Raw genomic sequence first — 12091 nt, forward strand, 5'->3', positions numbered from 1 at the left:
CTGTTTTGGTGATACATTATTCGTATTGTATTTGTAATTGCGAAGGAATTGATGCGGAGGATTTGGACATGAATGGAATTCGGCTTGCTTTACAGGACATTAAAGAGATGTGGTCCTCACACCTACTGAGAAGGTCCGTACTTGGCTTGATGATTCTGCCCTTGTTGTACAGTTTTCTCTATCTCTGGGCTTTTTGGAATCCGACCGAGCTTGTCAACAAGCTTCCCTTGGCCGTCGTCAATCTGGATCAAGGGATGGTCCAAGGCGCCAAAAAGGTTACCCTCGGACAAGATTTGACGAATAAACTGATTGCCGATGAGAAAACCAATTGGCAGGAAGTTTCCTTGGCCGAAGGTGAGGAAGGGATCAACAAGCTTGACTATTTTATCTTGTTGGTGATCCCTGAGGATTTTACTGCAAAAGCGTATAGTGCAGGTACTTCTGCTCCAGAACAGACTCAGCTTCAGTACCGCATTAACGAAGGTGCAAACATGCTGGGAGCAAAAATTTCCAGAACCATCGCAGAAACTGTAGAAAAACAACTCCAGCATGAGCTGACCACACGATATCTTCAAGTGGTATTTGACAACTTGATGGAAGGCGGAGAAGGCCTCCAAAAAGCGGCTGATGGATCGGCTGCACTTGCCGCTGGAACCGTCCAGGCCCTAAACGGGGCAAATGCGTTGGCAGCCGGATTAAAGGAAACTCATTCAGGGATGGCAAAATTGTCCTCTGGACTTGCTGATTTGTCGACAGGTGCCAATCAACTGGAAAACGGAATCATACGGTTGGACACAGTGGCCGGACTGTCATCTGCCGCAATCGGAAAAACAGCGGAGCGCTTGCAGTCCCTTGTCTCGTCATCTGAAAAACTGTCAAGTGATTTGGATGTGATTTCTGAAGGAGCACAAGCGTCAATCCGCGAGCTGCGCAACGGTCGCCAGGCGATAGCAGCTGTCGCTGACTCTATCAATACCAGCGCTCAATCTGCAGCCAAATTGCGCGATGATGCACTGGCTCCAGTCAATACAGCACTGGATAAGCAGCAGGCAGCTATGGACGAACTCAATCATTCTCTTGTCAGCTTATTCGATTCGCATCCCGAGCTGAAGAATTCTGAAGCGGGAAAAAGGGCCTTGAATGCGCTGGAAAATGCCTCACGCTACCGACAAACCGTACGGGATGATATGGAGCAGGCTAAGAATTCGGTCGACCAGCTTAGAGCCGATATGGCTAGTGCCCATTCCAGACTGAATGAGGCTGACCAGAGTATTCAAAAACAAACCGATCAATTACAGGCGGCGCTGAACCGTATTCATAGCGGCATAAACGGCCTTACGAGCAAACTGAGAAACGATGCCGCCCTCGCTTCACTGCCAGAGCAACTGCGAAGCTTGTCTGAAAATATCCACAAGCTGCAGGAGGGCAGTACGGCCCTGGTAAATGGTTTACAGACCTTTGGCCAAGGCTTCTCCCGTTTGCAGGAGGGGAATTCCAGACTCATGGATGGAGCCGACAAACTAAGCAGCGGTCTGGGAGAAATCTCCCGCGGGCAGCATGAGCTGACCCAAAAGCTCCAAGAAGCAGCAGGCATGGCCAAGCAGGACGGGAAGGCCGATCAGCGAGTTCAGGTTATTGCCGACCCAGTCGTCGCTGTTGAGCAAAATCTGCATCCCGTGCCGAATAACGGCACCGGCTTTGCTCCATACTTCCTCGCGCTCTCGCTCTGGGTAGGCTCATTGGTATTGTTCTTTGTGATCGATATCAAGAAGGTATATGCGATGCCGAAACGACCGCTTTCTTATATCACAAACAAATATTTTGCTTTGGCTTCGGTCAGCATCCTGCAGGCGATCATTTCGGTGTTCATCCTGCATGCCGGACTGGGTGTCCATACGGAGCTCCCCCCTCTCCTGCTTTACGGTTTTGCTATTCTGATCGGACTGTGCTTTACTGCCATTTTGTTTATGCTGTTGTCTGTACTCGGCAATGATGTGGGAAGATTTGCTGCTGTTCTCGTATTAATGCTGCAGCTCACCTCTAGCAGCGGGTCCTATCCGGTCGAACTGGAGCCTGGCCTCTTTTCCTTTATCCAGCCGTTTTTGCCGATGACCTATGCAGTGGAGGGACTGCGCCAACTCATCTCTGTCGGCAACACGGGAATTCTGCAGATCGACGCCCTGGCTCTCTTCTTGTTTGGACTGGGAGCATTGGTTCTGCTTTACGTCACCAAACGCCGCAGTATTTTTGAGGAGATCAGCCAATCTGTTTAGCTTTGCAAGTTGTCTGTGATTCCGGTATGATTACCGGTATGAATCATGGTCAGGAGGCAGTTTTTTTTGACACTCACCTATAACAAAAAAAGATTTAGTTCCGTTCAAATCATCGTATTTTTGTACTTATGCAGTGTGCTGGTAGCTTCTATTTTGCTATGGCTGCCGTTTTTCCACCTTCCAGGTGTGAGGCTCTCCTTCATCGATGCCATGTTTACTGCAGCCAGCGCCATTAGCGTAACCGGACTGAACGTAATTACGATTCATGAGGTCTTTAATCAAAAGGGGATTATTCTGCTTACGCTGCTCTTTCAAGTTGGCGGAATCGGGATTATGACATTGGGAACCTTTTTTTGGATGATGCTGGGGCAACGAATTGGCTTGGAGTACCGCAAGTGGATCGCAACCGACCACAATCGCCCAACCTTGGCCGGCCTGGTTGAATTGATGCGCAACATCATCGTACTCGCCGTAGTAATCGAGCTTGTAGGGACCATTTTGCTCGGCAGCTATTTCCTGATCGCAGGCTATCACCAAGATTGGTACGAGGCTTACTACTACGGATTTTTTGCCGCCGTCAGCGCTTTTACCAATGCAGGCTTTGACATCTACGGAAACTCCCTGCAGGACTTTTCCCACGACTATATCCTGCAATCCATCACAATGGGCCTGATCATCTGTGGTGCTGTTGGCTTTCCCGTTCTGATCGAGCTGAGAAACTACTTTGCCCATCGACGAGTAGGGCAACGATTTGCCTTTTCTCTATTTACAAAAATTACGACTGTTACTTTTTTTTCTTTGATTGTTGTTGGGACATTGCTCTTTTTCCTGTTTGAAAAGGACTTCTTCTTGCAAGGAAAGAGCTGGCATGAATCACTGTTTTACTCCTTGTTTCAGTCGGTGACAACGAGAAGTGCCGGGCTATCCACAATGGATAGCAGCCTCCTTTCCACCCCTACGATAGTAGTCCTGGCTGGCCTGATGTTTATCGGGGCTTCTCCAAGCAGTGTAGGGGGCGGGATTCGGACGACCACCTTCTTTGTTCTCGTCGCTACAGTGGTCGCATATATGAGAGGCCATAAAGACGTAAAGGTCTTCCGCCGGGAACTGGTCGAAGAAGACATCATTCGTTCGTTCATCGTCTTCTTCGTTGCCGTCATACTTGTCATCGCAGCGGTTGTGTCGCTGATGTGGATTGAGCAGCTCCCGCTTCCGCAGGTTCTGTTTGAGGTGTGTTCCGCCTTTGGAACGACAGGACTGTCTATGGGAATCACCCCCGAGCTGAGCGGTGCCGGAAAAATGATATTGATTGTCATGATGGTCATCGGCCGGATCGGGATCATCAACCTGTTGCTCTTCCTCAAAAAAGACGATCGCATTATTACGTATCACTATCCAAAGGAACGCATTATCATCGGCCAGTAAATATTGGGGCCGGACGAGAATGCAGCTTTTTGTACGAGTTTGCAGTCCGTTTCTTTCCCTCGACCCTCTTCATCTGAAGAGGGTTATTTTTATATCGCAGGAGAAATCAATGATGCTTTCCCATCCGCAAAACTCTCGTTCAAACAGCGATATTGCGATCTAGCGCCCTGTAGCGGATTGCTTCCGCCACGTGCGCGGACCCAATATCTACCGCTCCCGCCAAATCCGCTATTGTCCGGGCCAGTTTTACGATCCTGTCGTAGGCTCGGGCGCTCAGCCCCAGCGTGTCGAAAGCCATCTGGAGCAGCTCCTGTCCCTCCTTGTCCAGTTTGCAGTAACGACGCAGTTCTTCTCCATTCATTGCGCTATTGAACGGTGCTGCAGGGCGATTCGCAAACCTCTTGCTCTGGATCGCTCTGGCTGCTTCTACTCGAAGGCGAATTTCAGCGGAGCTTTCAGCTGCGTTCCTTTCGTTCAGCAACTGTACCGGGACTCTTGGCACTTCTAGGTGAAGATCGATACGATCGAGCAAAGGGCCGGAGAGCTTGGCGCGATATCTGTAAATTTGCTGCGGTGTGCACGTGCATTCACGCTGGTCTTTTGAGCCGTAGAAGCCGCACGGACAAGGATTTAACGACGATATCAGCAAAAACCTTGCTGGAAACGTAAAAACGTGCCGCGATCTGGCGATAGTCACAACTCCCGCTTCCAACGGTTGCCGAAGCGCTTCCAATACGTGCCGTGAAAACTCGGGCATTTCATCGAGAAACAAGATGCCGCCATGAGCCAGACTGCATTCCCCCGGTCTCGGGCTATGGGCTCCTCCGCCGACAAGCGCTGCCGTCGTCACTGTGTGATGCGGAGAGCGAAATGGCCGCTCCTGGATGAGTCCTCTTTTATCCGTCAATTGCCCGGCGATACTGTAAATTTTTGTAACATCATACGATTCATCCAGATTCATTTTTGGCATGATGGACGGCAAGCATGTTGCCAGCATTGTCTTTCCGGAGCCTGGAGGGCCCATGAGCATCACATTGTGAAAGCCGGCGGCAGCCACTTCAAGTCCCCTCTTTACAAAAGTTTGACCGTAAACCGAGGAGAAGTCGGGTAAAGACTGCCGGGCAGAGTTGTCATCTGACCTCTCTTCAACTCCCTCCGGCGCTTCGAGGGTCGTTGACCAATACTTTACAGCAGCGCTTAAACTCGCAGCCGGCAGAACGGTCAATTCGGCCAATTTCGCCTCGGCGGCATTTTGCTCAGGCAGGATCACATGTGTAAAGCCTTCCGCCTGTGCCTGCAGCAAAATGGGCAAAACACCGCTGACCGGCCGCAATGAGCCGTCCAATGCCAGCTCCCCCAGCAGCAAAATTGCTTCTCTTCTCTGTGGAATCTGTTTGGACGCCAGCAGGATTCCCATTGCGATAGACAAATCAAATCCGGAGCCTTCCTTTCTCAGATAAGCAGGAGCAAGGTTGACTGTAATTCGCTGCATCGGGTACTCGAAGCCGGAGTTGCGAAGCGCTGCCCTGACGCGATCGCGCGATTCTTTTACAGCTGATCCCCCTAAGCCAACCAGATCAAACTGGGGCAAACCATTAGCTATATCGGTTTCAACAGCGACCAGCATGCCGTTGATCCCGTAAACAGTACCGCAAAAACTGCGCGCGTACATAGACAAGCATCACCTCTTGCTTCCACTGTAGAAAAAGTAAGAGGGGGCTGGCAAATAAGTTTCCAGCAGCCATAAGCGATGGTACAATAATAGCTGGAAATTAAAGTGAAAGGAGTTGAACAAATGGATACGACGATTGAAAGGGCACTCGGCGTGATGCTGGAAAACTGGGACCGGTTAAAGAAAAGTCAGGAGGATGACGCAGAGGAAGATGCAAATCAATTTGAGGCCTCCTTCTACGCTTTGATAGATGAGATTCGGGACTGGTTCGCAGGCCTGGAAGAGGCGCCCAAGTCGCTTGACGAAGCTGTTCGACTCCCCGAGATGGAACAGATTTTGAAACGATTGCCTGGCGAACTCGTCTTAAATTTTGAGACTGAGTTGGAATTGATCGTCGAAGGGGAAACAAGAGAGGAAGACGAGAGGTACGACTAAGGATCAGCATAAAAATTGATAGAAACAAAGGAAAAAATATGATGAAAAAGAAATGGCTCCTCATTGTCTCATTAGTCGCTCTTCAATTTGCATGTGCTTTTTCACCTGCTCCTGCGGAAACGGATTCTGCTTCCACCCCCATTTTGGAATACCATTCCATCGTGGATAATAAAGACAACATGTATTGTGTCGACCCCGTTACTTTTGAGGAACAAGTAAAAACAATCTTGCAAATGGGCTATCAGCCAATTACGGCATCAGAATTGCTCGAAATGTGGAAAGACAAGAAAAAGACGGTCTCCAAGCCTATTTTGTTAACATTTGACGATGGTTATAAAGACAATTACACCACTGCTTTTCCCATTTTGAAAAAATATCAAATAAAAGCTACCGTGTTCCTCGTCACTTCCTCCATCGGGAAACCGAATTTTTTGTCATGGGATGAGATTAAGGAAATGCAGGAAAGCGGTTTGATAGATTTTCAGTCGCACACGATTAGCCACCCAAATCTGTTGAAATTGAAGGCGGAAGAGGTACGGAATGAGTTTATCGAGTCAAAGCGAATGCTGGAGCAGCACCTGAACAAACCTGTACGGATCCTCGCCTATCCATACGGCTATCATCGCCCTTACATGTTTCCCATGTTAAAAAAGGCTGGTTATGAAATGGCGTTATCCACGTATCCGGGTCTGGCTGGGGAGCGGCAAGGAATGTTTGCTGTGCGTCGTATCTCGACAACCAAGGATCCTTTGGTATTCCTTCGTTGAATGAATGGCTCCTTTTTGGGGCAGGATCAGCTTAGAAATCGGTTAAAACAAATTGACAAAGGATTGCTGTGAAACTGTCAGCAATCCTTTTCTTCGTTTGAGTTCTAGCTGGTTTCAGTTGATTAGATGAATGAAAACTTATGGATAATGGGGGCCCTCGTCTTCACGTTTATTCCCTAACCAGCGAAGTGCTTTGCACTTCCTGCTTGCTCGCTGCACATTCCAGACAAAAGCGTTTCGACCCGGAAAAAGCGGTGTAGTACTTTTCTTTTGAACATCTTCTGCATTTCCAGTAAAGAGCACACGACATCGAATAGTTCTCCTCCGGCGCATTCCTCTCAAGCTCCACGTGAGCGCGATGCTTCATTAACAAATTTGCCGTGTTGATCGAGTCTGTAAGAGCGGAGTGAAGCCTTCCCTGAACCTCCAGTCCCGATTGCAGGACAGCGTCCTTCAGCTTCATTTGTGTACGACCGCTCAAGTACTGGCTGATCGCCGGTTGAATATCATTATAATTTTTCAACCAGTTCAGGCTTATTCCGTATCTCGCGCAATGCTCAACGAATAGTAGTCTGTCATCCCCTCCCCAAGAACATAAATAATAGTCATCACCGAGCCAATCGATGAACTGCCGAATGCCTTGCTGAAACGGTACTACTCGCTGCAAATCCGCTTCTTTCATCCCTATGAACTTTCTTGTTCTCAGGCCGATCTTTCCTCTTATCTCTGGATGTGTATAGCACTGAAATGTTTGCATCTGTGCCGACTGAGGATCAGATAAGTTTATTTTTCTTGCACCAATCTCGATAATTTCGGGAGTTTGCCCCTTTTCGTATGTAAATGTAGTCTCCAGATCAAACACAACTGCATCCATATCTTCACCTCAAGTGCACCATCATGTAGTCAATCAGTTTATTATAACTCAGCAGGCCCTACTGCCATACGATTTTCAAATATTTGCGATAGAGTTCATCAAGCTGCTGTGTTGGATCGGCAATGACGCTCCTTTGCAAAGCTGCGTAATCCGTATAATGTGTCATTTGCTCTTCGATGAACAGATGTAATTCATCGATCCGCTTTTCCAGATTCAGCTCCTCTCCCGCTATCTTTCTTTTCAACAATTCCTCGATTATGTGTTTTATCTGTGAATCATCGAGCAAATCATCGAGCAATTCCTGAAACAATATGGGCGGATTCGTGTTGTATTTCTCGATCCACATGCATGCCAGCAGAGGGCGAAGCACGTAAAAGTATTTCTTTATCCGGACCTGTTCGCCTTGCAAATAATCCCGATAATTGCCTTTGGCCATGCTGAGATAATGGTGGAGGGACGACTTTGGAGAGAATACTTGATGCCTAATATTCAGCATCTCCTCTTTAAAACCGTACGCATCGTGATAGACAATATCGGAATTCAGCCATTCCAAGAGCGGCGGATTCGATTTTCGAAACAGCTTTAAAGCCTTTCTGATATCCCAACCGCTACTATCAAGTACATCATTGATCGGCTCCTCGATGACATCCCTTTTGTCGTCGATAGACAGATACCACTCAAGGGGTTTGATATACACAAACCTCACGTCGTAGTCACTGTCTTGAGACGGAAACCCCCATGCCCTGCTCCCTGATTCCACAGCCAATAAAATGCGTACCTGATGCTCTTCTTCTATTCTTTTGAGCGCTTTTTGAATGGTTTCGATCATTTTTCGTCCCTCGTCCTTCTGATCCACGTCATTCCTTGCCATTTTTGCTTTTTTCGTAAGCAGTTCAATGATTCTCTCATTTTGATCAATTTGGTGATAATATTGGAATTGAGCCCATTTTCATTCCCAACCGGACACACTGTTTTCGATTGAGATGGCATACCGTAATTTGCTTCCTAGCAATCAAAATGACTATCTCCACCGCCTCTTCCATTCATGAACCTCATAACGCTTCCTCAAAACCAATATAATGGAATATACTTAATGAAGCTACTAAAGTATGCAATCCGACTGAAGCTCGTCTTCCTTTTTACAGATAACTCTCTCCACTTCTTAGTACGATTCTTACCAGTAGGAGTTGTTCCCATTGATTTCGCTCAATTTCGCTTTTGAGGAAAAATACCGTTCGCATACTGTTACACTGAACATAGAAGAAACCGCTACTCCCGATACATACTCGCATGCCATTGAAAAACTTATTCATGACTTTATCCCCTATATCGGGAAGACGCAAAATGATATGTATTCCCTTGAAATCATCGTGGCCGGGGAGGAAATCAGCGAACCGGCGTTTTGGGAAAAGGCGATTCTTGATTTTCGTTTGGAGGACTTGGCAATCCGTTATCACAAAGCATTGATACATCTTGTTAAATCCTCAAAACCTGTTTGGCTCGATGAAGAAAATCCTGCTGGACGAAGTGCAGCCTTTTATCTGTCCAAGCTATCAGTCGCTAACCTCCCCTATTCCACTGAGTACATAAAATGGCACGACATGGATCACGAAGTGTCAGAATATCAGGATATCGAGGAACTGATTAAAATGTACGGTTGGTGTCCTGAAACTTTGGAGCTCGCAGCCGTTCGCGGCGGCATCGGATGTGGCCAAGAGGGGCTCTGGCAGTTTGACAGCTTTGTGAAAGAAATGGGGTTAAGGGAATACTTGCTGGAAAACAATTTGCTGGATCATTTTGTCTTTGCGGTATTCCTGGAGAATTACCTCAAGCATTACGGAGAGATCATGAAGAACAACCGTCATTTTCATTGGCCATTGTCATACTGCCTTGATTTTGTTTCCGATATTCTTGCCGATTTGATCGAAGATGAGGATGTCGCTGGGGAATATTTTGCCAAATGCCGCTCCATTGCCGAGAATTATTACGCGGAGCATAAATTGCCGGTGTAATTCAGATCGTGATGTGATTTCTCTACCAGGACCATGACTGGAGAAATGATTGGGAAGCTATGAACAGCAGAATTATGCCTTTCCAAAGGACAGGGAGTGACCGTTGCGGAATGAATGCTCTGCTCAGGGGAACAAAAAAATACCCCCCGGCGAAGCCGGAAGGTCAAGAGATGGTGCTTGGAGGAGTTTCATCGCGTCGAGTACAGTACATAGTACGCGATCAAACGGCCCTCTGCTTTAGACGCATCCCCAGTAGGCGGCCTATTTGGCGCCCGTTTTTCGGTTTTAAAAGGCATACTCGACATGGGTAATGACTGGTGCTTGGACCGTAATGTCCATATTGGCCCTATCGTTCGCTTTGCCCGTATGATACTGGATCCCCACTACATCAAAGCGAAACTGTCTCACCGAAATCATCTTCGCTTGCATGTACGTGAGCGCCATCTCCCTCAGCTTTTTTTGCTTCTGCCATGTAATTGACTCTAAAGCAGAGCCGTATCTCAGGCCGCTTCGAGTACGAACCTCGACGAACACAAGAACATCCCCGTCCCAAGCAACCAGGTCGATTTCTCCCCTCGCTGTCCGGTAATTCCGTTCTACGATCCGAAGCCCTTTTTGCTGCAAATACGCTTCCGCCATGCGCTCGCCTCGATGGCCCAGTTCACGGCGTGCATCATTCACCCCAACTTTTTCCCTCCTTTGTCCAGACGGTAGACGAAAGCGAGGACTTCCGCTACTACCTGGTACAGCTCGGGAGGGATTTGCTGGTTCAGATCGAGTTTGCCCAGCACTTCTACCAGTGATGGATCTTCCTGAATCGGAATATTGCTGTCTTTGGCAGCCTTCAGCAGGTTTTCCGCCACGTAGCCCTTGCCCTTGGCCACAACGGTTGGCGCCTCCATCACGCCAGCCTGATAACGCAATGCAACGGCTTGCTTTCGCTTTTCTCTTTCAAAGGGATGGGTGCTCATACGCGAAAATCTACCCCCTTGTAGTCTGCAAGCATGTTTCCACTATTACCGCCCAGCCGGGGGGCCGTCCGTTTCGCGTCCGCGTCCGGGATGCTCTGTACCCTCATGGAGGAGAGCTGATAGCCAATGCCTTGCAATTGGTCAGCCAGACCCTCTCGCATGTTCTGGACGAGCGGTTCTACCCAATCATTGTTGTTGAACACCTGGATATTCACAATTCGGTTGACGATCCCGACATCCAGCATGGTCGTGCCCATCGCATTTAGATCGAGATGGAAAAACAGGCGGCAGTTTTCCGGGTCCAGCTCTCCTCCGCCTTTTTTCTTGGACTCGATTTGTACATAGGCCGTGTCCTCGCCATCGTTTGTCCGGATAGGGATTTGCATGACCACTTGTGCAAACGGCTGATTGGAGGGCTGTGCGAGCATGAGCTGCTGTCCGGTGACTTGCTGCAGCAGAGTGTCTGCCGCATCGCGCAGACCTGCAGGCATGCCGTTTTGCGAACTGGAGGCAAGCTGCAATAACAGGGACTTTACAGACTCCAGTTGCCTCTGAGCTTCTTGTGCACCCTTCATCGCATGTCCCAACGCATCGCGCTCGTGGGAAAGCCCCAACTGACGAAACATCTCCAAAATCGGGTGGTCATTTCGCGGAGTTTGCGAGGACTGGAGGGATGCTGCTCTGTCGGTACCTGTACCGATCGATTCCGCTTGCCATATGCCCGCAGGCTGGTCGGCGGAAGTGGTCAGACCTCCGGCTCGTGGCTGGCTGAATGGCTGATTCCCAGACCTCGAGACCTGCTCTGTCAGCGTCCTCAACTGCTGCTCGCCGAACTGCCCAGTCGCCGCTCCTTTTGCATGGCCGGCCATAGCTGCAGAATTTGACGCTGGCTGCGGTGATTCGGACACATCGCCATGTGGCAAAGCGACTGGCAGTTTGGCGACTTTATCGCGGAGCTGTCCGACAATCATCCGAAGCTGGGCGTTCAGAAGATCGGCAGCCGCATTTCCCGCTCCACTGCCGCCTGAAGGCCTTGCTTGGCTTCCGTCTTGCGAGAAGCGATTCGCCCCTTGTTCCTCAGATTGCAAAAAGCTGTCGGCTTGGTTCAAAAAATGTTGTATCACTTGAGCGAGCGGCTTTTCTGACAGAAATGCTTTCAAGCCTGCAATTGAGTCGGGCGTCACCGGTAGATTGCGCTTCAAGGCAAGCAGGAACGCATCCAGTGTCCCCTGATCAGCCCCCAACTGCTGTGTCACGGCAGCATAGCTTTGTACAGCATCCCGATTTACAGGAAGGTTTGACGAAACCAGTGCTTGGACGATCGCTCGGTTCTCTTTTGTTTCCGCGAAGCCCAGAGATCTCATCAAGCCTTCGAGGGATGCATCTGCGACCGTTCCACCCTGCGGAGAGTTCAGCACCTTCAGTGTGATGACACCGCTGGTCGGCTGGACTTGAAGCCAGGCTCGCTGGCCTGCTTCCAGATTCGCTTCCAGCTTTGCCTGGACCTGCATCCCCCCGATCTGGACCAATGCCATATTTTCTGGATATGTCCTCACTACCGCTCCTGTAAATACTTGGCCAGGTGTAAACTCAATCGGTTTGGGAGCCGCAGCGCCGGTGCGCTGCATGAGTGATTGTACCATTTGCGCAGGGGAAAACATG

11 protein-coding genes are annotated in these 12091 nt (G+C 49.1%); 5 read left to right on the plus strand and 6 right to left on the minus strand.

The genetic code is table 11. The features are described from left to right. The first annotated feature begins 68 nt into the window (after positions 1 to 68). The gene (locus NST37_RS15140; RefSeq protein ID WP_172921128.1) at positions 69 to 2273 is read left to right on the plus strand and encodes a YhgE/Pip domain-containing protein; all 2205 of its coding nucleotides are present in this window, start codon (positions 69 to 71) and stop codon (positions 2271 to 2273) included. 45 nt (positions 2274 to 2318) lie between these two features. Next, on the plus strand, positions 2319 to 3698 hold the full coding sequence (locus NST37_RS15145; protein WP_051567323.1) for a TrkH family potassium uptake protein: 1380 nt from the start codon (positions 2319 to 2321) through the stop codon (positions 3696 to 3698). 139 nt (positions 3699 to 3837) lie between these two features. Here the strand turns inward: NST37_RS15145 and NST37_RS15150 are convergent, their stop codons facing one another. Then, complete coding sequence (locus tag NST37_RS15150; RefSeq protein ID WP_339185544.1) at positions 3838 to 5370, minus strand: YifB family Mg chelatase-like AAA ATPase; 1533 nt, start codon at positions 5368 to 5370, stop codon at positions 3838 to 3840. Positions 5371 to 5493: 123 nt separating this feature from the next. Between NST37_RS15150 and NST37_RS15155 the strand changes: the two genes are divergently transcribed. Both NST37_RS15155 and NST37_RS15160 read left to right on the plus strand, forming a co-directional pair. Continuing rightward, a complete protein-coding gene (locus NST37_RS15155) occupies positions 5494 to 5805 on the plus strand; it encodes a hypothetical protein (RefSeq protein WP_003386010.1) in 312 nt (103 codons plus the stop codon). A gap of 41 nt (positions 5806 to 5846) precedes the next feature. Further along, positions 5847 to 6572, plus strand: coding sequence for a polysaccharide deacetylase family protein (locus NST37_RS15160; protein WP_003386011.1), 726 nt, complete (start codon positions 5847 to 5849; stop codon positions 6570 to 6572). Between the two features lie 169 nt (positions 6573 to 6741). Here the strand turns inward: NST37_RS15160 and NST37_RS15165 are convergent, their stop codons facing one another. Both NST37_RS15165 and NST37_RS15170 read right to left on the minus strand, forming a co-directional pair. Beyond that, positions 6742 to 7434 (minus strand): 3'-5' exonuclease, encoded by a 693-nt coding sequence (locus NST37_RS15165; protein ID WP_231504268.1) that lies wholly within the window; start codon positions 7432 to 7434, stop codon positions 6742 to 6744. A gap of 70 nt (positions 7435 to 7504) precedes the next feature. Next, complete coding sequence (locus NST37_RS15170) at positions 7505 to 8275, minus strand: nucleotidyltransferase domain-containing protein (RefSeq protein WP_171506400.1); 771 nt, start codon at positions 8273 to 8275, stop codon at positions 7505 to 7507. Between the two features lie 367 nt (positions 8276 to 8642). On the opposite strand from NST37_RS15170, the gene NST37_RS15175 reads away from it, so the two are divergent. Further along, on the plus strand, positions 8643 to 9458 hold the full coding sequence (locus NST37_RS15175; RefSeq protein ID WP_339185545.1) for a hypothetical protein: 816 nt from the start codon (positions 8643 to 8645) through the stop codon (positions 9456 to 9458). Between the two features lie 285 nt (positions 9459 to 9743). Here the strand turns inward: NST37_RS15175 and NST37_RS15180 are convergent, their stop codons facing one another. From NST37_RS15180 to NST37_RS15190, 3 genes are read right to left on the minus strand one after another with little or no spacing between them, the layout of a single operon-like run. Beyond that, positions 9744 to 10139 (minus strand): YraN family protein, encoded by a 396-nt coding sequence (locus NST37_RS15180; RefSeq protein ID WP_003386015.1) that lies wholly within the window; start codon positions 10137 to 10139, stop codon positions 9744 to 9746. Next, positions 10136 to 10429, minus strand: coding sequence for an EscU/YscU/HrcU family type III secretion system export apparatus switch protein (locus NST37_RS15185; protein WP_003386016.1), 294 nt, complete (start codon positions 10427 to 10429; stop codon positions 10136 to 10138). Before NST37_RS15185 ends, NST37_RS15180 begins: the two co-directional genes overlap by 4 nt. Further along, positions 10426 to 12090, minus strand: coding sequence for a hypothetical protein (locus NST37_RS15190; RefSeq protein ID WP_339185547.1), 1665 nt, complete (start codon positions 12088 to 12090; stop codon positions 10426 to 10428). The genes NST37_RS15185 and NST37_RS15190 overlap by 4 nt, the downstream gene beginning before the upstream one ends. Position 12091 lies beyond the last annotated feature (1 nt).

This window comes from Brevibacillus sp. FSL K6-6036, assembly GCF_037964015.1.
Classification (GTDB): domain Bacteria; phylum Bacillota; class Bacilli; order Brevibacillales; family Brevibacillaceae; genus Brevibacillus; species Brevibacillus borstelensis.